This is a genomic window from Aequorivita antarctica, from assembly GCF_007997155.1.
GTDB lineage: Bacteria > Bacteroidota > Bacteroidia > Flavobacteriales > Flavobacteriaceae > Aequorivita > Aequorivita antarctica.
Map to the genome: position 1 here is coordinate 366635 of NZ_VORT01000001.1, position 22988 is coordinate 389622.

The 22988-nt window shown below is 37.7% G+C and carries 19 protein-coding genes and 1 tRNA gene; 7 read left to right on the forward strand and 13 right to left on the reverse strand.

Features of this window, described 5'->3' with window-relative positions; genetic code table 11:
• Positions 1 to 81 precede the first annotated feature (81 nt).
• The 3 genes from ESU54_RS01675 to ESU54_RS01685 form a co-directional block, all read right to left on the reverse strand.
• Complete coding sequence (locus ESU54_RS01675; protein WP_111842845.1) at positions 82 to 660, reverse strand: HupE/UreJ family protein; 579 nt, start codon at positions 658 to 660, stop codon at positions 82 to 84.
• A gap of 67 nt (positions 661 to 727) precedes the next feature.
• Positions 728 to 2458 (reverse strand): APC family permease, encoded by a 1731-nt coding sequence (locus ESU54_RS01680; RefSeq protein ID WP_111842844.1) that lies wholly within the window; start codon positions 2456 to 2458, stop codon positions 728 to 730.
• Positions 2459 to 2618: 160 nt separating this feature from the next.
• Positions 2619 to 2700 (reverse strand) — tRNA-Leu (locus ESU54_RS01685).
• Between the two features lie 121 nt (positions 2701 to 2821).
• On the opposite strand from ESU54_RS01685, the gene ESU54_RS01690 reads away from it, so the two are divergent.
• The 6 genes from ESU54_RS01690 (at position 2822) to serS (ending at position 8829) form a co-directional block, all read left to right on the forward strand.
• A complete protein-coding gene (locus tag ESU54_RS01690) occupies positions 2822 to 3760 on the forward strand; it encodes a ribose-phosphate pyrophosphokinase (protein ID WP_111842843.1) in 939 nt (312 codons plus the stop codon).
• A 144-nt stretch (positions 3761 to 3904) separates the two neighbouring features.
• The gene (locus ESU54_RS01695) at positions 3905 to 4540 is read left to right on the forward strand and encodes a 50S ribosomal protein L25/general stress protein Ctc (RefSeq protein ID WP_111842842.1); all 636 of its coding nucleotides are present in this window, start codon (positions 3905 to 3907) and stop codon (positions 4538 to 4540) included.
• Between the two features lie 81 nt (positions 4541 to 4621).
• Complete coding sequence (gene pth, locus ESU54_RS01700; RefSeq protein ID WP_111842841.1) at positions 4622 to 5254, forward strand: aminoacyl-tRNA hydrolase; 633 nt, start codon at positions 4622 to 4624, stop codon at positions 5252 to 5254.
• Positions 5255 to 5256: 2 nt separating this feature from the next.
• Positions 5257 to 6189: a bifunctional riboflavin kinase/FAD synthetase gene (locus ESU54_RS01705; RefSeq protein WP_111842840.1), complete on the forward strand. Its 933-nt coding sequence runs from the start codon at positions 5257 to 5259 to the stop codon at positions 6187 to 6189.
• Positions 6182 to 7519 (forward strand): HTTM domain-containing protein, encoded by a 1338-nt coding sequence (locus tag ESU54_RS01710; protein ID WP_146848067.1) that lies wholly within the window; start codon positions 6182 to 6184, stop codon positions 7517 to 7519. Before ESU54_RS01705 ends, ESU54_RS01710 begins: the two co-directional genes overlap by 8 nt.
• Before the next feature lie 41 nt (positions 7520 to 7560).
• The gene (gene serS / locus ESU54_RS01715) at positions 7561 to 8829 is read left to right on the forward strand and encodes a serine--tRNA ligase (RefSeq protein ID WP_111842838.1); all 1269 of its coding nucleotides are present in this window, start codon (positions 7561 to 7563) and stop codon (positions 8827 to 8829) included.
• A 75-nt stretch (positions 8830 to 8904) separates the two neighbouring features.
• Here the strand turns inward: serS and ESU54_RS01720 are convergent, their stop codons facing one another.
• The 8 genes from ESU54_RS01720 to ESU54_RS01755 all read right to left on the reverse strand — a co-directional run bounded on the left by ESU54_RS01720 (position 8905) and on the right by ESU54_RS01755 (position 17793).
• Positions 8905 to 9681: a hypothetical protein gene (locus tag ESU54_RS01720; protein ID WP_111842837.1), complete on the reverse strand. Its 777-nt coding sequence runs from the start codon at positions 9679 to 9681 to the stop codon at positions 8905 to 8907.
• A gap of 188 nt (positions 9682 to 9869) precedes the next feature.
• Complete coding sequence (locus ESU54_RS01725) at positions 9870 to 12113, reverse strand: inorganic phosphate transporter (RefSeq protein ID WP_111842836.1); 2244 nt, start codon at positions 12111 to 12113, stop codon at positions 9870 to 9872.
• A 118-nt stretch (positions 12114 to 12231) separates the two neighbouring features.
• The gene (gene phoU, locus ESU54_RS01730) at positions 12232 to 12897 is read right to left on the reverse strand and encodes a phosphate signaling complex protein PhoU (RefSeq protein ID WP_111842835.1); all 666 of its coding nucleotides are present in this window, start codon (positions 12895 to 12897) and stop codon (positions 12232 to 12234) included.
• Positions 12898 to 12907: 10 nt separating this feature from the next.
• On the reverse strand, positions 12908 to 13708 hold the full coding sequence (gene pstB, locus ESU54_RS01735; RefSeq protein ID WP_170253247.1) for a phosphate ABC transporter ATP-binding protein PstB: 801 nt from the start codon (positions 13706 to 13708) through the stop codon (positions 12908 to 12910).
• 17 nt (positions 13709 to 13725) lie between these two features.
• Complete coding sequence (pstA, locus tag ESU54_RS01740) at positions 13726 to 14580, reverse strand: phosphate ABC transporter permease PstA (RefSeq protein ID WP_111842834.1); 855 nt, start codon at positions 14578 to 14580, stop codon at positions 13726 to 13728.
• A complete protein-coding gene (gene pstC, locus ESU54_RS01745; protein WP_111842833.1) occupies positions 14573 to 15451 on the reverse strand; it encodes a phosphate ABC transporter permease subunit PstC in 879 nt (292 codons plus the stop codon). The genes pstA and pstC overlap by 8 nt, the downstream gene beginning before the upstream one ends.
• Positions 15452 to 15518: 67 nt before the next feature.
• On the reverse strand, positions 15519 to 16475 hold the full coding sequence (locus ESU54_RS01750) for a PstS family phosphate ABC transporter substrate-binding protein (RefSeq protein WP_111842832.1): 957 nt from the start codon (positions 16473 to 16475) through the stop codon (positions 15519 to 15521).
• A gap of 118 nt (positions 16476 to 16593) precedes the next feature.
• Positions 16594 to 17793, reverse strand: coding sequence for a porin (locus tag ESU54_RS01755; protein WP_146848069.1), 1200 nt, complete (start codon positions 17791 to 17793; stop codon positions 16594 to 16596).
• Between the two features lie 397 nt (positions 17794 to 18190).
• Between ESU54_RS01755 and ESU54_RS01760 the strand changes: the two genes are divergently transcribed.
• Positions 18191 to 18550, forward strand: a complete 360-nt coding sequence (locus ESU54_RS01760; RefSeq protein WP_111842830.1) for a toxin-antitoxin system YwqK family antitoxin — start codon at positions 18191 to 18193, stop codon at positions 18548 to 18550.
• A 73-nt stretch (positions 18551 to 18623) separates the two neighbouring features.
• Here ESU54_RS01760 and ESU54_RS01765 read toward each other — a convergent pair whose 3' ends face one another.
• Complete coding sequence (locus ESU54_RS01765; protein ID WP_111842829.1) at positions 18624 to 19892, reverse strand: hypothetical protein; 1269 nt, start codon at positions 19890 to 19892, stop codon at positions 18624 to 18626.
• Positions 19893 to 19985: 93 nt separating this feature from the next.
• The gene (locus tag ESU54_RS01770) at positions 19986 to 22814 is read right to left on the reverse strand and encodes a TonB-dependent receptor (protein ID WP_111842828.1); all 2829 of its coding nucleotides are present in this window, start codon (positions 22812 to 22814) and stop codon (positions 19986 to 19988) included.
• Positions 22815 to 22988: the final 174 nt, after the last annotated feature.

A 22988-nucleotide genomic window follows, 5' to 3' on the forward strand; every position in this document is an offset into this window, starting at 1 on the left:
GTGGATTTGGAGTTTAGATGGGTTGTGAGTTGAGAAGTATAATACATTCCAAACCATTATTTTTTAAAGACGACCAACTCCTTAAAATATCCAGTTATTGATAAGCATCGGTATTACCATTCCTATTACTAGTGAAGAAACCACTAAGACCCAATCTCTTTTATTGAAACGGAAGATGGTTTGAAAAATGAAGGCGATGATTAAAATGATGATTACCACGATGATCTGTGCAGTTTCAATACCTAGGGCGAATTCGAGTAATGGCAAAATACCGCCACCGCTGTCCAATGCTGTAAAGAAAGAAGCAAACCCTAATCCATGAATCAATCCGAAGAAAATAGTTACAATATAAAAAATGCCCATTTTTTCCACTTTTTTCTCTTTTCCTGCTGTAAAAAGGTTGAAAAGAGCTGTAACTAAAATGGTAACTGGAATTAAAAACTCAATAACTTTCCCAGAAACACTCACCACATTATAACTCGCTAAAAGCAGTGAAAGCGTGTGGCCAAGAGTAAACATAGTAACCAAAAGCAACAATTTTTTCCACGAAGAAAAAGTATAAGCAGCGCAAAGCACAATTAAAAAAAGAATGTGATCGTAGGCTTTCCAATCCAGCACGTGGTGGAGGCCAAGGTTAAAATACAACCAGAAATCAGACATTGGGGACGGGGTTTTTCAAGGTTTGCCCAAATATAGCGATTGTTAGCAATACTTTTACCTTGAAAAATTAAATAATTACCCGCACTTCTCCTAACTGTTGCACCCTGTATGGAAATTGTTCTCCTGGCGCACCAATGAACATAAAGTTGACGGGGATATGCCATCTCTTTGATAGTTCATTGATTTTTTCGGGGCCAAATACGCCCGATTCTTCTACAAATTGAATTTTTATGTCTGGATATGCGCGGTCAAGTACTTCCACATCTTTTTTTAGATTGTTGGCGACCAACATTCCTTCATCAAGTACAGCCACAATTTTTAACCTTTTGGTGGGTTCGTTGTTCTTTATGTAAAGCATCACTTTGTTAATTGTTTCCACGTTGTCGTTATTTGTAAAAAACACAAATTGCTTACCCGTCAATTCCTGCAGCCTGTTTTTGGTAATGCGTTTCCAGTTCTTAAAAAACTTGCTGTTAGCGGGAGCAATATAATCTATAAACAGAAGTGCAGCTTTCAATATATAGTGATGATAAAGCATAAAAAACACCACAAAAAGTGTTGGAACCAGATATTCAAAAAAGGTAGCCAAAAACTCAGGGTTCAAGAATATGTTTCCCAACAATGCGGCAATAACCGAGGCAATCGCGATAAAAACGGACAAATAGGAAGCCCGCTCGGGCCTTGGCAGATGCTTTCTGTTAATTTTCAATAAAAGGTTCCCGACTCCAAAAAGCACCATCACTGAAAGAAAGGCAATAGTATAGACTCCAGCCAGGGAAGGTAAATCTCCGTGAGTTACCAATAGAATGGAGGTGCAAAGTGCGAAGAACAATATAAAAATTAGGTAGGGGCTTTTATTTTTGTTTCTAATCAATAGAAAACTCGGAAGCACCCTATCCAGTGCCATGCGTTCCATTAAGCCGCCAACGCCTACGTATGATGTAAGCACTGCGCCACTCAACACCAACGCTGCATCAATTCCCACCAAAAATGAAAGCCAATGTCCCCCAGAGGTTTCGCCGAGAAATGATAGTAATGCATCCTGATTATTATTTACAACTTCTTGCGGTAAAAGGCCCAGCGCAAGAAATGCGATAAGTGGATTGAAAATGCTTACAACTATCCACATATTGCGCAAGGTTTTTGGGAAAACGCCTGGCTGTTGTTCTTCAACATAATTTGCCGAACTTTCAAAGCCACTAATGCCCAGCATCGCAGCCGAAAAGCCAAAAAAGAGCGCCATGGTAATGCTTCCGCCAACGGGCATTTTAAAATTTGCGATCAGCGTATCAAAGCCATTACTGAAAAGAAAATAGAGACAGAAACCACAAAGAAGCGTCAAAGAAAAAAGGTGAAAAAGAAAGATAAAAACTGCCACTTTTGAAGACTCGCCAATGCCTAGAATAACCAACCCCATAAACAATAATAGAAGACCAATAGTAACTGGAAACACCGGAATTACATCCCAAATGCTATAAGCATATTTAACCGCCTCACTAGCAGAAAGTACGGCCGTAGCCATATAAGAAAGCACTGTTAAAGCTGCTGCAACAGAGGCTGTAGATTTTTTGGTTGTGTTTAAAAGTGCATTGTAAGCTCCTCCATTTAAAGGCAAAGCACCAACCACTTCCCCATAAATTTTTCTGAATAAAAACAAAACGCCCGCAACCATTAAAAGCGAAATCCAAGCGTATTGGCCTGCGTAGAAAATGGCGAGAGCCGAAACATATAAACAAGAAGAACTTATGTCATTGCCGCAGATGGCTGTTGCTTCTAGCTGGTTTAGTTTTTTGGGCATTAAATTCAGATTGAATATCTTAAAGGTAATTACACAAAAAAACTTTATAAGAAAGTTAATGTTAAAGTTTTATGACAACTAGAATTTAATTGAAATCTAATATAAGGGAGTATCGTTTCTTAAAATAAAAAAAAGCTCCAACATATAGTTAGAGCTTTTGTACTCGAGGCGGGAATCGAACCCGCACGTCCTAAAACACTGGATTTTGAATCCAGCGCGTCTACCAATTCCGCCACTCGAGCAAACGGGAGGCAAAAATAAACAAATATTTGTAATTTACTTAAAAATTTATCCGGCTATTTTTTTAAATATCGCTAACTATTAATTTTTACCTTTGTAGTCTATTCAAACAAAACCTAAAAAATGTCAACTCTCGCACCGGACCCCAAGATTTTTGCCTGTAAACAAAGTGAAGCACTCGCACAAGACATAGCAGATGCCTTCGGGATACCCTTGGGAAAAGTTATTACTTCCCATTATAGTGATGGCGAATTCCAACCTTCCTTTGAGGAGTCGGTTCGTGGAAGCCGTGTTTTTTTGATAGGCTCCACCTTTCCGAATAGCGACCATTTAATGGAACTTCTGTTAATGATTGATGCCGCAAAACGCGCTTCAGCACGTCATATTACGGCAGTGTTGCCATATTTTGGGTGGGCACGCCAGGACAGAAAGGACAAACCTCGTGTTCCGATTGCAGCAAAATTGGTTGCAAAAATGTTAGAAACTGCTGGAGCAACAAGAATAATAACAATGGATCTGCATGCAGACCAAATTCAAGGATTTTTTGAAAAGCCTGTGGACCATCTTTTTGCCTCCACTGTATTTCTTCCCTATTTGAGAAGTTTGAACCTTGAAAATCTGACCATAGCGTCTCCAGACATGGGTGGTTCAAAACGTGCGTATGCCTATTCAAAATTTTTGAACAGCGATGTTGTAATCTGCTACAAACAGCGTGAAAAAGCTAATATTATTTCTCATATGGAACTCATTGGCGACGTAAAAGGGAAAAACGTAGTGCTGGTTGATGATATGGTTGATACCGCCGGAACCCTTACCACCGCTGCAGATTTGATGATGGAGCGTGGCGCTCTGAGCGTTCGCGCCGTGTGCACTCACCCACTACTTTCGGGCAATGCGTATGAAAGGATTGAAAAATCACAACTACTGGAATTAATTGTTTCAGATTCAATTCCCACTAAGCCCAGTAAAAAAATTAGAGTAATAAGTTGCGCCAACCTTTTTGCAGATGTAATGTTGAGCGTTAATGCCAATAAATCTATCAGCGGTAAGTTTTTGATGTAATTTTTTTGAAAGATGAAACGCTTTTTTCAAAAGAAAGAAAAAATCAAAAATCCTAAACCGATAATCCAAAATATAATTTATCTTTGCACTCCCTAAAAAACAGCTTTTTAGGGAGTTTTTTATTAATAAATAATTTTAAAAAAAATGAAATCTATTACAATTAAAGGATCACAAAGAGAAAGCGTGGGCAAAAAGGCAACGAAAGCCCTACGTAATGCTGGAATGGTTCCTTGCGTAGTTTACGGAGGGGATGAGCCAATTAGTTTTTCAGCAGAAGAAATTGCATTTAAAGACTTGGTTTACACTCCAGACGTACACACGGTTGTAGTGAATCTGGGTGGCAAAAAAGTTAACGCCATCCTTCAAGATATACAATTTCACCCAGTGACTGATCGTATTCTTCACATCGATTTTTACCAGATTTTTGATGATAAAGAAGTATCTATGGAAATCCCTGTGCGTACCGTTGGTAACTCTCGCGGTGTTCGTAACGGTGGTACTTTACGTATTGTTACACGTAAACTTCGTGTGAAAGCTTTGCCAGAAAATCTTCCGGATTTTATTGAGGCAGACATTACCGAAATGAAAATTGGTGCTAAAATGTACACCAAGTCGATTAAAACCGACAATTACAAAATTATGCACCCAGAGAACACTGTTATCTGTCAGGTTAGAACTTCACGTACCGCTATTGTGGAAGAAGAAACTGAAAGTGAAGAAGGAGAAGAAACTGCTGCTGAAGGCGCTGATGAAAATGCTGAGGCTCCAGCTGAAGCATAAACTCTTCTTTTTAAAGATAAGTGAAAAGCATCCTGTTAATTCAGGGTGCTTTTTTTATTTTTACCGGAGATTTAAAAATATATGCCATCATTTTTCAAAAAATTATTTTCAGCGAAAACTGACCAAACCTTTATCGAAAAAGATTCCATGAAAAAATTTCTTATTGTAGGACTGGGGAATATTGGTCCAAAATATGCAAACACCCGACATAATATAGGCTTTAAAGTCGTCGATTTTTATGCCGAAAAAAACTCACTTACTTGGGAAACGGCCAAGTTGGGCGATATTACTTCACATAAATTAAAAGGAAGAACTTTTATTTTTCTGAAACCAAGCACCTATATGAATTTAAGTGGAAAGGCTGTAAATTACTGGCTCGATAAAGAGAAAATTCCGATGGAAAATATGCTTGTAATTACAGACGACTTAAATTTGGCTTTCGGAACTATTCGTATAAAAACTAAAGGTAGTGATGGAGGCCACAATGGTTTAAAAGATATTCAAAATACGCTGCAAACCACAACTTACAATCGTTTCCGCTTTGGGATAAGCGATGCTTTTTCAAAAGGAAGACAAGTAGATTACGTTTTGGGTGAGTGGGAAGCTGAAGAAGAAAAACAACTGCCCGAACGTTTAGAATTGGGCTGTAATATCATAGAATCCTTTGCCCTTGCAGGAATTAACATTACGATGAACACTTTTAACGGAAAATAATTTTGAAGAAATATTCCTCGGCCTCAACCTATAAAAATGACCGTCAAAGCGTGGTTACCATCGGTACTTTTGACGGTGTTCATATTGGCCATAAAGCTATCCTTAAACGTTTGGTGGAAACTTCTAAAAAAGAAAACCTGGATTCCGTTGTTCTAACTTTTTTTCCTCATCCGCGGATGGTGCTCCAAGAAAATGTGGATATCAAACTTATAAACACCATTGAGGAACGTACTGAATTGCTTGAAAAAACGGGACTCGATCATTTGGTAATCCATCCTTTTACTCACGCCTTTTCACGTTTGACCGCCTTGGAATATGTACGCGATATTTTGGTAAATAGACTAAAAGCGAAGAAAATTATAATTGGTTACGATCACCGTTTTGGAAGAAATAGAATTGCCGATATTGATGATTTAAAGGAATTTGGAAGAGCCTATGATTTTGAAGTTGAAGAAATTTCCGCCAAAGAATTGGACGACGTTGCAATAAGTTCCACAAAGATTCGAAAAGCTTTGAACGAAGGCGATGTTGAAACTGCAAACAGTTATTTGGGCTACTATTTTATGATTTCTGGCGAAGTGGTGAGAGGCAAAGCTATTGGCCGTACCATTAAGTATCCCACCGCAAATTTGAAGCTGAAAGAAGCCTATAAATTAATTCCGAAGAATGGAGTTTACGTTGTTCAATCAATAATTAGAGGCGAAAAAGTTTTTGGAATAACCAGCATTGGTACAAACCCTACCGTTGGCGGAAAGGAGAAAACAATTGAAACGCATTTTCTCGATTTCAATCAAGATTTATACGAAAAGGAAATCACTGTTGAATTTTTGAAATTCATTCGTGATGAAGCAACTTTCGATTCTATTGAAATGCTACGTCAAGAAATTATAAAAGATGAAATTTTCGCAAAGAAATATTTAATAGAACGTGAATAAATTTCTTTTCAAACAGGTTGATAATATTGGACTCGTTCTTTTTAGAGTCGTGTTTGGCCTTTTGATTGCTACCGAGGCCATTGGTGCCATTTTAACGGGCTGGGTAAGGCGCACTTTGGTAGATACACCATTTACTTTCAACTTTATCGGCTTCGACTTTTTGCAATACCTGCAAGGCGATTTGATGTATTACTATTTCGTAATAATGAGCATCTTCGGCATTTTTGTGATGTTGGGCTACAAATATCGTTTCAGTATGATTGCCTATGCAATTATGTGGACTGGCGTTTATTTGATGCAAAAATCCAGTTATAACAATCACTATTACTTAATGATGCTGTTGTGTTGGATAATGGCCTTTCTTCCCGCAAACCGTTGGTTTTCAATTGACACAAAAATAAATCCAAAAATGAAAAACCCTGCAATGCCTAGATGGGTGTTGTTGGTGTTAATAATTCAAGTTTGGATTGTTTACACCTTTGCTTCTGTAGCAAAGTTTTATCCAGACTGGCTTAACGCTTCCATGCCTGCCTTGTTAATGGAAGGCAAAAGTGATTTCTGGCTCATTGGAGGAATCTTGCAAAAACCTTGGGTGCATTGGTCCATTGCATACGTTGGTATTTTTTTCGATCTGCTCATTGTACCTTTAATGCTATGGAAAAGAACTCGTTTAATAGGTTTTGCCATTGCCGTTTTTTTCCATCTCTTTAATTCGTTCATCTTTCATATTGGCATTTTTCCTTATATGTCAATCGCGTTTGCCTTGTTTTTCTTTTCTCCCGAAATACTTCAGAAACGATTCCTTCCAAACAAAAAATTATACACAGGTAATGAAGTGATAGTTCCGAAATACAAAAATTTGATTGTTGGTGTGTTCTCAGTTTACTTCCTGTTTCAGCTTGGTCTTCCACTGCGCCATTGGTTTTTTAAGGACGACGTGCTTTGGACCGAAGAAGGACACCGACTCAGTTGGCGGATGATGTTGCGCTCTAAGAGTGGTAGTTTGACCGTGTGGGTGAAAGACAATGCAAATGGAGAAAAGCAGCGTTATAACTACAGAGAATTATTAGGTGACAAGCAGCATGGATCAGTAGCGACGAAACCTGATATTATGTGGCAACTTGCGCAAAAAATTAAAACTGTTGAAGCTGAAAAGGGCCGGGACGTTTCTGTTTTTATGGAAGCAATAGTACGCGTGAACGATGGAGAATACCATCCTTTTACTGACCCAAATGTAGATTTGGCTGCTGAAGCATGGACGCCTTTTAAACACAGTGAATGGATTTTACCTTCGCCTAAGGATTATAATGAAAAGGCTGTTAATGAATAAGGTGATTTCCTTAACTTTGCGCTTCAATATAATTTAGGAAAATGCTACAAGTAACCGACATTCGCGAAAACAAAGAAAAATACATAAATGCACTTGCCAAACGCGGTATTGACGCTGCTTCCGTTTTGGAAGAGGTTTTAATTCTTGACGAAGAACGCCGTGGTTCACAAGCGCAGTTAGATGCCATTTTAGCACAGAGTAATTCCTATTCAAAAGAAATTGGGAAGCTTTTCCAAAGTGGCGAAATGCAAAAGGCGAACGAGTTGAAAGAAAAAACAGTTGAACTGAAAGAATCTTCAAAACAACTGAATGAACAAATGTTAGCTGCTGCTGAAAAATTGCAGCAATTGCTCTACACGCTACCAAACATTCCGAATGATTTGGTGCCAGCGGGAACAGATGAAAACGACAACAAAGAGGTTTACAAAGAAGGCGAAATTCCAAAACTTGTTGAAGGCGCATTACCTCATTGGGAACTTGCCAAAAAATATGATTTAATAGATTTTGAACTCGGAGTAAAAATTACGGGCGCTGGTTTTCCAGTGTATAAAGGAAAAGGAGCTCGTTTGCAGCGCGCTATGATTGCTTACTTTTTAGATAAAAATACTGCTGCAGGTTATACAGAATATCAAGTTCCACATTTGGTAAACGAAGCTTCTGGCTATGGAACAGGACAACTTCCAGACAAAGAAGGGCAAATGTACCACGCGGGTATTGACGATCTTTATTTAATTCCAACCGCTGAAGTTCCGGTAACAAATATGTTCCGAGGCGATTTACTGAATAATTCCGATTTGCCTATTACTTGTACAGCTTATACACCTTGTTTCCGTCGCGAGGCAGGAAGCTATGGTGCACATGTTCGCGGCTTGAACCGTTTGCACCAATTTGATAAAGTTGAACTAGTTCGCATCGAGCATCCCGATAAATCTTATGAGGCTTTAGATGGAATGGTGGAACACGTAAAAGGAATTCTACGCGAATTGAAGTTGCCTTACCGAATTCTTCGTCTTTGTGGTGGTGATCTTGGATTTACTTCAGCACTTACCTATGATTTCGAAGTATTTTCAACCGCTCAAGATCGTTGGTTGGAGATTTCCTCGGTTTCAAATTTTGAAACTTTTCAAGCCAACCGTTTAAAACTTCGCTTTAAAGATACCGACGGCAAAAACAAACTTGTACATACATTAAATGGAAGTGCTTTAGCACTCCCAAGGGTTTTAGCAGGAATTCTTGAAAACTACCAAACCGAGGATGGAATTAAAATCCCGGAAGTTTTGGTGCCTTATTGCGGGTTTGATTCAATATAATTTTTGTAAAATTGATTACTAAAAAAGCCCCAACATTTTAAAATGTTGGGGCTTTTAGATTGTTAAGGTTTATGATTACTCCTGATCCTTTGGTAAAGACATATTGGTATAATCCAAAACAAGTGCACTAAACCAATCCCAATTAATGGATTTGTAAGGATACTTTTTCATAAACTCAGCATTGTCGCCAAAAAGAAATTCATAATTTTCTTCAAAATCACTTTTAGGTAGCCAAAGTACTTTATCACCTTTTTGCACATAATACGATTTTACAACACCACCGCCAATTGCAGGGGCGCCGCCTATTGAAAATCCTTTTGATTCTTTCGCAAAAGGATCGTGGTAAACAGAGATTATTTGACTAAACTCAGGATTGATCAACTGCATTAGAAACTCTTGCTCGTCTTTTTTGTTTTTTAATGAAACTTTTTGGTTGACGAAATAAATCTGATCATTACTTGTTAATTTGTTCACGCTGTTTCTTCTTCCCATACCATAGTTGCTGAATTTTTGGGATACTTTTCCAAATTTTTCCCAACCACTTGCGAACAAATAGGCTTCTTTAATCTGCGTTGCGTCATAGGTGTCTTTTTTGTCAGTGATACTGTCTTTAAAAACAATTTGGGCAATCTGTCCTTTTTTAGTTACAACACCTTTGCAGTACCCTTTGTGTTCTGAACCATCTTTCAGGATTACAGTTGATACTTTTGAAGTTGCAGGTTGGTTAAAACCTTCACTGAAAAAATAGGTTTTTAGCATATCGCGTTCTTCGTCACTATATTTAACCTTGTCTTGCGCATAGGTAAAACCGAAGGTCATCATAAGTACAATTGATAAAAATTTTAGTTTCATAATTTTAAGTTTTTATTGGTTGCTGTGACAATATTCCAACATTAATTTTAAACTATAAGTTTCTGTTGCTTAAAATCATTGCCCAAACCCTTAAAATAAGGCAATTGCCCTATGCAATTCAGGGGATTTTTAGAAATTATGACAAAAAAAGAGCCCAAGTGGGCTCTTTTTTTTGTTAAATAGAAAGGTTACTCTTTTTTGTAACTGGTATAATATTCCTCCATCAAATTCATCAAAGCGGATACCAAATCTTTAGTTTCAAGCAAGAGGCTGAAATACAAGGTTGTGTTTTTCGGACTCGATTCTTCGGTTCGAGTTCGGGCTATTTGCTTTTCAATTTTGTTTGAAAGGCTTGCGAAGATTTCTTCTTTTTTATTGAGTACGTTTTTAATTCGTTGAAATTCCTTTTTATGGAAAATATCCTCAATTTCATTTAAGAGTTCTTCCAAATGTTGGTCTATTTCCTGCAAATCTTTTATTTGGTTGAAGCGAAGTGCTTTGTGATTGTTGTTCACGTGCTTGTAACTCGCTTTTGAAATAAACTCTAAAGACTGGACAACATCAGTCAAATATCCTAAAATCACAAGATAGAAATTGCTTCCTCGGACGCTGGTATCATCTAAATTTTTAATGAAATAGAAAATGTTGTCGCGTAGTTCTTCAACTTCATCATTCAGCTTATTTACACCTTTTTTGCTCTTTTTAAGTTTTTTAGTGTCCTGCTTGGCTAGGCCGCGAAGCATATCGCTGTATATTTTGTTTGAACGTGAAACTACGTTACTAATGTTTTCAGCACTTTCTTGAATGATTCCCTGAACTGTTTTACTTTCGTTTTTCTTTAAGCCGCTTTTATCCAGTTTCACTTTCACTTTGTTTTTATGCGAAAGATAGTTTCTTACTAATAAAAGAATGGCCAATAACAGCAATACAGCAATCATTGCACCTCTTCCTATAAAAATTAGATAGGTTAAGGTTCCTGCTGCAGCAAAAGCTACAAAAGCCGTAAAGAACCAACCACCGATAACGTTGAGTACGCCAGCGACCCTGTAAACTGCACTTTCACGGCCCCATGCTCTATCAGCCAATGATGTACCCATTGCAACCATAAATGTTACATAGGTTGTAGATAGCGGTAATTTCATAGAAGTTGCAGTAGCAATCAATATCCCTGCAACCATAAGGTTTATAGATGCACGGATCATATCAAAAGCAGGTAGCTCGTAGGTTTTGTGTTTTGTAAGGTTTACAACCGGCTTTTCAAAACGTTTGTCTATTTTCTCCTGAAGAGAAGCTGGAATGATATAACTAAAATAAGTGGACATTTGGGTGCTGGATTTTACAAAAAACCTAGAAAGCATATTTGGATTGAATTTTTCGTGGCCGTCACCTTGTCGTGCTAAATCTATTTCGGTATCGGAAACCGTTCTTGCTTTTTTAGAAAACCAAAGGGTAAGAACCATAACACCGCCAGCAATAAAAAGCAACAGAGGTTCTGCAGGAACTTTTTCCGCCAGGCTGTGCATACTGTATTCTGATGCGGCAACCCCAGACGCAGCCCAATCAATATAACTGTGATATGCGGCCATAGGAACACCAATAAAGTTTACCAAATCATTTCCTGCAAAAGCCAAAGCAAGACTGAAGGTCCCTACAGCTATTACTATGATAAGGATGCTCTTTTTGAAAATCATCATAAAAAGTTGCGAGAAGATCGTCCACACAACGAAGCTTACACCTATTATTAACCAGGTTTCTGTTTCAATAATATCTTTAAAGTTTCCGTAAAAAGGAGTTCCTTTTAAACCTTTCATTAAAATAAAATAGCTTATTGATGTTAAAGCTACACCGCCAAAGATGGCGCCGAAATACTTCATTTTTTGTTCGGCGTGAAAAGTAAAAATAAGTCGCGAAATATATTGCACCACCATCCCGACTGAAAAAGCAACTCCTACAGAAATTACAATCCCAGAGATAATTTCTAAGGCTTTGTCGGTATTAATGTATTTGGAGAGTGCCGAAATTGATTCGGTATCAGAGTGGCCAATTTTTATTAAAGCCATAATAACAGCCGCACCCAAAAGTTCAAAAACAATGGAAACCGTTGTTGAGGTTGGCAAACCAATAGTGTTGAAGAAATCTAGCAACAAAATATCGGTAATCATTACTGCCATGAAAATGATCATGATTTCATCAAAATAAAATTCGCCTGGGACGAAGATCCCCTTACGGGCAACTTCCATCATTCCGCTTGAGAAAACGGCCCCTATGAATATACCCAAACTGGCGATAATCAGTATGGTTCTAAAAGAGATGGCTTTTGAACCTATTGCAGAGTTCAGGAAATTTACGGCGTCATTGCTTACTCCTACCACAAGATCAGCTATGGCAAGCGCTGCAAGAGCAACAATCATTAATAAATAGATATTGTCCATTGATTTATTTGTTGAAAGTAACGGCGCAAAATTACTTTAAAATAGGGTTATCAATGTTACGTAAATGTTACCAAATAAAAAAAGATTACTTAAACGCCTTAAAAACAACACCAAAATATTATTTTTTCTTTTTATGCTTTACTACATCGGCTTCGATATAAAAAATAATTTCTTCAGCTACATTTTTTAATAAATCCCCCACACGTTCCATTTTTTTTATCACCGAGAAGAGTATAAGGGCCTGACCTGTTATCTCAATATTTTGTCTTATTTCAGCTTCAATGAATTTAAATGACTTACGATTTATTTTATCGAGTATTTTGTCCTTTTTAAATACTTTTCGAGCAATTTTCACGTCCTTATGCTCGTATGCTGTAGTAATGTTTTCGAACATGGAGGTAACTGTTTCATACATAGTTTCAAACCTTAAGGCTTCCAAGAGAGATGGTTCAATTGGCTTGTTTTCCTGAACCACATATCGGGAAATGCCTTCGGCATGGTCTGCGATTCTTTCAAGATCGAAATTGATTTTACGTATGGCCATAATAAACCGCAAATCGATAGCGACGGGAGTATATAGTGCCAAAAATTTTTCGCAATCTTTTTCAATTTTTAGATCTAGCGCATTTACACGTTTTTCAGTATTTATTACTTCTTCTGCCAAGTCGCTATCGTGATTCACAAAAGCATCTTTTGCTTTTTCCACTTGCGATTGGCAAAGTGCGAGCATTTCCAAACCATACTGATTCAATACTTCGCGCTGTTGTTCTGCATTTACAACCATAATATTATTTTTAACCAAAACGACCAGTGATGTAATTTTCGGTCTGTGTTTTTTCAGGATTTGTAAAGATTTTTTTTGTCTTGTCGTATTCAATTAGCTCTCCGAGATAGAAAAAAGCAGTATAGTCACTTATTCTACTGGCTTGTTGCATATTGTGGGTAATAATTACAATGGTATATTTTTCTTTGAGTTGATATATTAATTCTTCAATTTTTGCTGTTGAAATGGGATCTAGGGAAGATGTGGGCTCATCCATCAAAATAATGGATGGTTCTACTGCCAGCGTCCGGGCAATACAAAGTCGCTGTTGTTGTCCGCCAGACAATGCCATACCAGATTTTTTTAAATCGTCCTTCACTTCATCCCATAAAGCTACCTGTTTTAGAGAGGATTCAACTCTTTCTTTAATGAAATCTTTGTCTTTTATGCCCTGAATTTTCAGTCCATATGCAACATTTTCAAAAATTGATTTGGGGAATGGGTTGGGTTTCTGAAAAACCATCCCCACTTTTTTCCGAAGCTCTTCAACATTTACTTTTTTCTTATAAATATTATCGCCATCTATCTTTATTTTTCCTTCCATTTTAAACCCATCCACATAGTCGTTCATTCTGTTTATCATCCTTAGAAAGGTTGATTTTCCACAGCCAGAGGGGCCTATAAAGGCAGTCACGGTATTTTGTTTTACAGACATATCAATTCCTTTGATTGCCATAAAATCATCATACCACACTTTTACACCTTGAAGGTCTATTTTAGGTACTTTTTTTAATGAGTGGTCAACGATCCTATCCAATGTATTTATTTTCATTATTGAAGGTTCCATAATTATTTCCATTTTTTCTGCCATTTATTTCTGAAATACACTGCGATTCCGTTCATTACAAAAGTTATTGCGAGCAGTACGATAATCGCTGCGGCGGCATTTTCAATAAATCCTGCCTGTGGTCTTGATATCCAGTTGAATATTTGGATTGGCAATACCGAAAATTCATCCAGAGGACTTTGTGGAACAAAGGGTACATATGCCAAAGCTCCTACTACAATTAAAGGAGCGGTTTCACCCACGGCCCGTGAAAGGGCAAGAATTACCCCTGTTAATATTCCACCGCCCGATGCCGGTAGAATTTGATGCCAAATGGTTTGCCATTTTGACGCTCCCAAAGCATAAGAAGCATCTTTTATGGACGAGGGCACAGCTTTAATAGCTTCTCTTGTTGCCACAATTACAATTGGAAGGATAAGTAGTGATAATGTTAAACTACCCGCTAAAACGCTGGCGCCAAGATTCATAATTCTAACAAAAACTTCCAATCCCAAAAGACCGTATATGATAGAAGGAACGCCTGCAAGATTGGAGATATTGATTTCCAATAGCCCAGAAAGCCTGTTCTTTTTTGAATATTCTTCTAAATAAATACCCGCGGCAACACCAATAGGAAAAGCAATTATAGTGGTTAGAAGCAAGATCCAAATACTTCCCATTAAAGCCGTATAAATTCCAGAATTTTCGGGTTTACGGGAAGGTAGATTTGTGATGAAATCCCAATTTATTCTAGTAAGTCCATCAATCAGTATATCGCCAATAAAAACTACAAGCAAAACCAGACCAATGAGGGTGCAAAATATTCCCCAGATTTTAAAAACCTGGTCTTTCCACCTGTTTTTGCGGATATTATTCATATTTTTTCTGATATTTTTTACGGATTTTGTAGCTGATAGTATTCAGTAAAAACGTAAAGACGAAAAGGGTGATACCTGCTGCGAAAATTGTGCGGTATTCTAATGATCCGTGCTGAACATCTCCCAAACTTACTTGAACAATATAGGCGGTAATGGTTTCTACAGGAACGGTAGGGTCCAAAGTCAATCGAGGTTGTTGACCTGCGGCTATGGCGACTATCATTGTTTCGCCTATGGCCCTAGAAATTGCTAAAATGATAGAAACAATAATCCCTGAAGAAGCGGCGGGCACAATTACCTTAAAAGCCGTCTGAAGCTTTGTGGCGCCCATTCCGAAGGAAGCTTCCCGCAACGAACGCGGTACAGCGTGCAATGCATCTTCACTTAATGACGAAATGTATGGAATAATCATTATTCCCATTACAATACCGGCGGAAAGAGAGTTAAAGCCTGAAAGACTTGGAATAAATTGTTGTAAAAATGGGGTTACCACAATCAAGGCGAAAAACCCGTAAACCACAGTAGGGATGGATGCCAAAAGTTCTAATATAGGCTTTATGGTCTTTCTGAAAGAACGCGGAGCATATTCACTTAAATAAATACTTATGGTAAGGCCTATAGGAAGTGCTACCGCAATTGCAATAAACGACGTTAACAGAGTACCCGATAGTAGAGGAAGAATTCCAAAGTGCTTTTCGGTAAAAAGAGGGGTCCATTGAGTGTCAGTGAAAAAATCGAAAATTGAGACTTCACTAAAAAACTGAAACGCCTCGATAGATAAAACCAGTACAATTCCTAAGGTAACCGCAATGGTGATCAACGAACTCGCCAAGAGGGCTCTTTCAATGACCAGTTCTTTTATTTTTTGCATCAGTAAAATTTTATAAGGAAATCAGGTGCCTGAACAGGCACCCGATTTTTCCCAATCCAACTTCTGTTTATTTGTTACTTTCAACAAAAGCCTGGAAGTCTTCTTTTTGTTTTGTGTATAGTTCTGTTGGAAGCGGGATGTAACCAACATCAGTAGATAATTCACCAGCATTTTCAAGATAATAATGTACAAAAGCCACTACCTCTGGTGATTTTACCGAAGTGCTGTTCACGTAGATGAACAAGGGTCTTGAAAGTGGAGCATAGGTTCCAGTACTAACGGTTTCCAAAGTTGGTTTTACTACTTCAGTTCCATTGTTTACACCAATCAATTTTAACTTATCTTGGTTTTCGGTGTAGTATGCCAATCCGAAAAATCCTAAAGAGAATTTATCTCCGGCAATGCCTTGAACCAAAACATGATCATCTTCACTAGCGGTATAGTCTCCTCGGCTTGAACCGCTTTTTCCAACAACGGCTTCCGTAAAGTAGTCATAGGTTCCAGAAGCGATACCGGGGCCGTACAAATGGATTTCTTCGTTAGGCCATTCTGGACGGATTTGGTTCCATTTCATTATTGTTCCTTGAGCCGCAGGCTCCCAAATTTTCTTTAACTCCTCTACAGTAAAATTATCTACCCAATCATTTTCTGGATTTACCAATACCGCAAGGCCGTCATAAGCAACTTCCAGTTCTATATAAGTAATGTTGTTTGCTGCACAGGCCTCTATTTCCTTATCCTTGATTGGGCGGGAAGCATCTGAAATGTTAGTTTCTCCTCTTGAAAATTTTTGGAATCCTCCTCCAGTACCAGAAACTCCAATAGTAACCTTTACATTGGGTTGAACACTTCTGAATTCTTCTGCAACAGCTTCAGTAATTGGGAAAACAGTACTAGAACCATCTACTTTAATGGTTCCTTCCAAATTTCCCGAATCGTTTTCAGCTTTTTCGCTTTGATCTTTTTTATTACCGCAAGCTCCTACTATGAATGCCAGAGCGATAATTGTTATTATTTTTTTCATTTTTTTTAGTTTAGTTTTTGCAGTACAAAGAACCGATTTCTATGTTATGTGAATATTACTTGAAAGTGAACAAATTGCAATTAATACCTTTCTGAGCCTAAACTCACGAGGCTAAGTTTTAGAAATGGATATCCATTTGAAGACGGTACATCAAGTTGTCGTTTTCACCGCCAATTGTGGTATAGCTAATATCAGTTTGCACCTTTAACTTATGGCCTACAATATATTTTGAAAGGCCAAGAGTGTATTGGTTTTCAACATCTTTACCAGTTATGTTTTGATCTAAATCAATTGTTGTGTATCGTCCAGCAACTTCCCAATTTGATTTAAAAACATATCCGGCTTGGAGGTTTAAACCATTACCAACCTGAACCACATCGCCAGTTAAGGTTCCGTCAGAGTTTTTTGCTAAAGCATCCTCTGCGTCACGGTTGCTATACTCGGCCATAAGTGAAAAGCCTCTGTATTTGAACATTGCATCAACAAATAGGGTGGAAATATTAGTTTCGTAAAAACCTTCATCATTAGCCATATAGGAGCCTTGGTTGCTTCGGTTTTTAACCGCATTGTGGTTAAAATCATACGTGGCTCCCAATGCAAGTTTTGGAGTTTCTTCTCTTTGAAGATCGCCTCCAACATAATCGCCTTTACCGCTAAAATTTCCTAGGGGTAGAATTTCAAGGCGGCCAGTGTATTGATGACCTCCAAGATTGCCTGTAGTAACATTTCTGCCCTCACCTTGCGAAACTACTATCATTTCACGCATTATGAAACTTTCAGAAAAATCTGTATGATGTCTTAATTGAAGTCCTAGATCTCGGTCTATATTAAATCTGCTATTTAACAAGGAACGATCTACAAATTGTAGATTGGCGGATGAAACAACCCGCTCTCTGTTTCCTGGTAATTTGGTCTGACCGACCCAGAGTTCAAAATTTTCGTAGAAATTCCACATCACAACCGCATCGAGAATATAGTTTGGCGAATCGCTTGTAAATGGTGAGGAACCGGCAATGTCTCTATTTGAAAGCCCTAGTTCAAGTTTATATTCAAGTTTTGGGGTATAGGCAAAACCACTGAATTTTAATCGAGCTCTTCGAACCAAGAAATTTGATTCAGCTTTTCCATATTGGTCGCCATCGTAATCCCATGATGTGGTTGAGAGAAATTGCATTCTGGCGGCCATATTCATGGACCAAGTACTGTCTTTACCTACTATGTTTAGTATTCCCTTACCAAATCTCGGCCCTTCTATTTCTTGTGAAAAGGCACTAAAGGATAGAATTAGCAATAAAGCTGTAATTAACTTAAGTTTCATTTAAATCGTTTTTAGTTTTTGTCACTGCAAAGGACTGACTATAAAATATTTTGAATGTTTCTTTAATGTTAAGTTACTTTACTAATATTGGTGCAAAAAACAAAAGAAAAGGGCTGCTCAATTAAGAACAGCCCAGTTTTAAAATCTAGTCGACAAAAACTAAACGATTTTAAATATTGCCTATTTAAAGACAATTACAAAGGAAATTAATCTGTGATTATTTTATGTGAATTTAGTTTTATCAAATCATTAAGTTATTATTTTTATAAATTTATTAATAATTAAATAATTAGAAATCAGATAGTTGCAGGTTTAGTGTTACTAAAACGTTATGTAATCGTTTCTTAAAGGTTAATTTTGTAAATTTGAATATTCAGAATATTTAAAAGCCTTACAAATGAAAAATATAATCACAATTTTAGCAATCGCATTATTCACTTCAGTTTCCTTTTCACAGGATACTAAGAAAAACACATACTTCTTGGATGGTGATGTTATTGAAGCAACAATCTATCACGATAATGGAATGATTGCACAAACAGGATATTACTCTAAGGAGAACAAGCTTACTGGAGAATGGGTGAGTTATGATCTAAAAGGAGAAAAAACTGCCGTTGCACAATACAATAATGGAGAAAAAGTTGGCACTTGGTATTTCTTTACGGATAAAAATATTAAAGAGGTAAGCTATATGGATGCTCGTGTTGCCAAGGTTGTTACTTGGAAATCTTCCGACACTCAAATTGTTGTAAATTAAGAATAAAGATTAATATGTAAAAACCCCGGTTTCAATTGAAAGCGGGGTTTTTGTTTTTTGCTAATTCAATACTTTATTCAAAAACGTAGCCAGTCCAGTTGAACAAATCTCTGCTCACTGTTGGAAGGGTTCCATCTGTTACATTTATAGTTGCTCCAGCAGTTGTCTTGATGTCTGTAATATCAAGACCTGTTGAAGAATCTCCCATTACAGAAAGATTAACTGAAGAGCCTTTTGCATCTCCTTTAGAGTCTGTTAAATCGATGAAATCTGCTGCTTTTGCATTTGCATTTGCAAAGGCTACGTATGCATTGGTTAGTGTAAGACCACTACCTCTTCGCACTTTAATCATATCAGCCATTTCAATTGCTGCTCCATTTATTAAAACCAAACCATTAATAGTTGGGTTTGATTGTCCAGTATCACCAGGAGAATTTCCGTCAAGGTTTCCATCGCCTTCCAATCCACGTGGATCTTCAGTAATTGATGTGAAATTGGCTTCACGCAAACCATAAAGATTGGTTGCAGTTCCTGTCCATCCTTGGGTCCAGTCAAACAAATCGTCTTTTGCGTTTACTGCTATTGCATTTGTAACGTTTACTGTTCCGCCGAAAAATTCATAGGCATCATCATCTCCATAAAATACAGCTACGTTTTCAATTACTGTTTCATTTCCTACTGCATAGAAAGTGATTCCGTTGAATTCTTTATCACCGTTAATACGAGCTCCAGTATATGAAGCTTCCACATATTTCATAACTCCAGAATTATCGTTAGCTACAGTTCCACCGTAAGTTAAATCAACAACTTCAGTAGTTGCAGTTCCACCACCACTAATTGGTGCTTTCCCTATTAAAAGAATACCACCCCAATCCCCAGAACGTGGATTTGAAGCATTAGATGTAAATTTAATTGGAGCAGCAGCAGTTCCAGCAGCGTTAATTTTGGCGCCTTGCTCAATGGCTACATAAACATTGGTTCCGCCGGCAACAGCTTTAATAGTTGTTCCTGGCTCTACACAAAGTGTTGCGCCAGCCTTAACACTTAAAGGGCCAGTAAGAATCCACACGGTGTCATTGGTAAGACAAACATCTGCGGTAACATTACCTTTAAGATCCAAAGGATCTAAATCTGGATCATCTTGAGATGCTATTATACCGTCCTTTTCAGCTTGTACTGCGCAAGGCTCGCAGGCAGAACCGCCACAATCGATACCGGTTTCATCGCCGTTTTGAACTCCATCATTACAAGTAGCGGCCACAGGTGTGGGGCTATCGTCTTTACTACAGCCAGTAAGGGCTAATGTTGCGATTACAAAGCTTGATAAAAGAAATTTTTTCATTTTTTTGTTTTGTTTTAAAAGTTTGATGCAAAGAAACAATTGTGTTGTTTCGTCACGCTTAGGTTAATATTATCGTTTTGTTAATTGTATTTTTTAAAATGAATAGGAAACACCGGCACTAAAAACCACACCTCTTTTGTAGGTTTCAACTGGAACTTCCTGTCCGTCGGGCAATGCAGCATTTGGAACTCCAATATTGTTTACATCTTGTGTCAATTTGTATTCAGGATTCAATATGTTTTTTATGTTAAGCTTGATTCCGAAGTTTTCATTGATGGCAATTTTGTTGATGAAATCCAAGGTTGGAATAGCCGAAAGCATAATATTGTTCTTTCCAGAGCCAGGGTTTGCGTCATCCCCGCCAGTTCCCAAAGAGTAAATACTTTTGCTGTTGTAATTAAAAACTACAGAGCTGGTAAGGCCACTTTTTTTCTTTTTCAAATTCAAGGTTAAATCTGAGCCCAAGATGAACGGAGAAGAACCTTCCAGTTCATCTTCTTTATTGGTGAAACGTACGGTAAGATTATCCGTTGGTACGTCTTCTAATTTTTGATTTGAGTATAAATAGGAAGCATTTAACCCGAAAGTCAATGTTTTTTCACTGTCTGAATCATTTGAAAGCTTCAAAATGTTTTTTCTCAGTTCAAGTTCAACACCTCCAATAGTTGCATCACCGGTGTTTACATAGGAAAGTTCGCCTGCGGCAGAATTCACTTCAATACGGTTAATTGCGTTTTTGATGTTTTTGTAGAAACCAGTAACTGCAACAATTTCACCAGGGCTGAAATAGTATTCATACTTCAAATCCAAATTGTAGTTGTCTGCCGTTAACAAATCTGGGTTACCAAAACTGTTGAAACTTACGTCTTCATAAAGAAAAGGCGCCACTTCCTTAAACTGTGGAAGGGTATAGGTTTTGCTTCCTGCCAAGCGTACAATACTGTTTTCGTTGAAATTATATTTCAAATTGAAACTTGGAAGAACGAAATTTTCATCAATCAATGAAGGGTCGGTATTTGGGTCGTTTGTTGATGCAAGGTTGGTGTCAAAATTTACTTCTTGTTTCACTTTTTCGTAACGAACGCCTACGTTTGCTGAAAAGCTATTTGAAAAATCATAACTTACTTCTCCCAAACCTGAATGAATTGTTCTGGTTCCGTCATAAGTGAAAGGAATGAAAGGGTCTTTTCCATCACGGCCATCACCGCGGTTTGTTGTCAGTCTGAAAATTTCCTCATTCAGTGATTGTTGATTGAAAAGTGAAGTGTCTGGATTGTCAATATCAACTACTGCTGGACTGTCTAAAATATAGTTTATTTGGGTGTAATTGAAAGTTCTGTCTGTGTCTCTATAATTGTATCCCAAACGGATTCTACTATTTTTACTGTCTTCGTTTTTTCCGTTTAATGCATAATCCAAATAAAGCTTTCCGGCTAAATCGTTTTCTTCAAGACTTGAGTAAAAGCGATTGTTAAGCGCGCTACCCGAAGCAGCTCTCGCAACGTCTGAATTCACATCAATAACATACGTATTGGTTCTTCGGTCTGGCTCGTAACCACGGATTGTATTGTAAGAGGCTCCCGCTTCCAAACTTAGTTTTTCAGTAAGGGTAAGGGAGGTTAAAAGTTGGTTTACGAAAAGATTATTTTCGTTTTCTTGTTGTCTTCTTATAAAAGCACGAACTGGATTTTCAGGCTCGTCATTTTCGGTAAGACCCGCTTTCAGTCCGTAATAATCAGCAACGCTTTGGCTGTTGTTTTTGATGAACATACTGTTTGCGGCAATATAATCTCCTTCCTGAAAACGCCATTTCACATTGGCCATCGCCAGTTTTGAAACGCTGTATTTATATTCTGTTCGGTTAAACTCCTGATTATAACCGCCAGCAGCGTTTATCCTGTCTGAAGTTCCTTCGCGGTATTCATATTTATTATCAAAATTACCTACGAAGAAAAGGCTTAACCTATTGTTGCCTATATCAAAACGTTTTCCGCCAGAAAGAGAATAACTAGAGTTTAGTTGGGCGTTTTGCGTGCTTGGCTTAAAGTTGTTGTCAAAAGCATGTACATTCAAATCTGTTATTGGAACGTGTACATTATGGATATTGCCAATGTATTTGGCGTTGTCCATAATCAAAAATTCCTTTCCAACAGCTCGTGTATTCACTTCCGGGGAAATGGAAAACTGCAAACTGCTCGGTCCGGTTAGCTCTTTGCTTACAATATTTATATTGGCTCCCGCAACATCGCCATAAAGCGGCACAGAAAAAGTTTTGTTGATACCAACGCTCTCAATTACATCACTAGAGAAAAAGTCCAACGAAATGTTTTTATATTCCGGATCTTCGGAAGGAAGCGGCAATTCATTTAAAGTTGTAGAATTGTAACGATCGCCCAAACCGCGAACAAATACGTTCTTAATACCTGCCTGTTTTTTAACACCCGTTACTTTGGTCACAGCGCCTTCGGCATCACCAACACCTTTTCTTGAAAGGTCTTCGGCTCCTATGGATTGGGTAATTCCTACAGCTTTTTTCTGTTCTAATAATAAAGCTACCGCACTTTCCCTTCGGGTGGTGGTTTTAATTACCACTTCATCCAGAGCGGCTGCACTCGCGCTCATTGGTACGTTTATATTTGTAACCTTATTTTCAATAACGGTAACATTAGGAATCTCAACAGTTTCATAGCCAACAAAACTAAAAACAACTGTATAGGTTCCAGGCTTAACGTTTTCAATTGCATATAAGCCATCAATATCAGAGGTTACCCCTATTGTGGTTCCTTTAATAAATACGTTTGCAAAAGGCAAAGGTTCATTATTGTAATCTGTATCTGTTAGTTTACCTACTATAGAACCACTTTCCTGTGCAATGGTCGCTACGGTAAAAAAGAAGAATAAAAGTTTAAAAATAGTTTTCATTTTTGTCGTTTGATTTATTGGTGCAAAGAAACCGTGCTTGTGTAACTAATGTGTTAATTGGCTGTTATCAATTAGTGATTTTAGGGTTAGCTAAATGTTATGGAGATACCAAAAAAATTATTGTCCTACCCTTTTGAAAATAGTATCTTGCCTTCAAATTTTATAAAGATTATG

Excerpts from the sequence above, each read along its gene's own strand:
- ESU54_RS01690 (WP_111842843.1), top strand. The coding sequence starts at position 2,822 with ATGTCAACTCTCGCACCGGACCCCAAGATTTTTGCCTGTAAACAAAGT.
- ESU54_RS01725 (WP_111842836.1), bottom strand. The coding sequence starts at position 12,113 with ATGGACAATATCTATTTATTAATGATTGTTGCTCTTGCAGCGCTTGCC.
- pth (WP_111842841.1), top strand. The coding sequence starts at position 4,622 with ATGCCATCATTTTTCAAAAAATTATTTTCAGCGAAAACTGACCAAACC.
- ESU54_RS01680 (WP_111842844.1), bottom strand. The coding sequence starts at position 2,458 with ATGCCCAAAAAACTAAACCAGCTAGAAGCAACAGCCATCTGCGGCAAT.
- ESU54_RS01765 (WP_111842829.1), bottom strand. The coding sequence starts at position 19,892 with ATGAAAAAATTTCTTTTATCAAGCTTTGTAATCGCAACATTAGCCCTT.
- ESU54_RS01675 (WP_111842845.1), bottom strand. The coding sequence starts at position 660 with ATGTCTGATTTCTGGTTGTATTTTAACCTTGGCCTCCACCACGTGCTG.
- ESU54_RS01755 (WP_146848069.1), bottom strand. The coding sequence starts at position 17,793 with ATGAAACTTAAGTTAATTACAGCTTTATTGCTAATTCTATCCTTTAGT.
- ESU54_RS01695 (WP_111842842.1), top strand. The coding sequence starts at position 3,905 with ATGAAATCTATTACAATTAAAGGATCACAAAGAGAAAGCGTGGGCAAA.
- serS (WP_111842838.1), top strand. The coding sequence starts at position 7,561 with ATGCTACAAGTAACCGACATTCGCGAAAACAAAGAAAAATACATAAAT.
- ESU54_RS01750 (WP_111842832.1), bottom strand. The coding sequence starts at position 16,475 with ATGAAAAAAATAATAACAATTATCGCTCTGGCATTCATAGTAGGAGCT.
- phoU (WP_111842835.1), bottom strand. The coding sequence starts at position 12,897 with ATGGTTGTAAATGCAGAACAACAGCGCGAAGTATTGAATCAGTATGGT.
- pstA (WP_111842834.1), bottom strand. The coding sequence starts at position 14,580 with ATGAATAATATCCGCAAAAACAGGTGGAAAGACCAGGTTTTTAAAATC.
- ESU54_RS01720 (WP_111842837.1), bottom strand. The coding sequence starts at position 9,681 with ATGAAACTAAAATTTTTATCAATTGTACTTATGATGACCTTCGGTTTT.
- ESU54_RS01760 (WP_111842830.1), top strand. The coding sequence starts at position 18,191 with ATGAAAAATATAATCACAATTTTAGCAATCGCATTATTCACTTCAGTT.
- ESU54_RS01770 (WP_111842828.1), bottom strand. The coding sequence starts at position 22,814 with ATGAAAACTATTTTTAAACTTTTATTCTTCTTTTTTACCGTAGCGACC.
- pstC (WP_111842833.1), bottom strand. The coding sequence starts at position 15,451 with ATGCAAAAAATAAAAGAACTGGTCATTGAAAGAGCCCTCTTGGCGAGT.
- pstB (WP_170253247.1), bottom strand. The coding sequence starts at position 13,708 with ATGAAAATAAATACATTGGATAGGATCGTTGACCACTCATTAAAAAAA.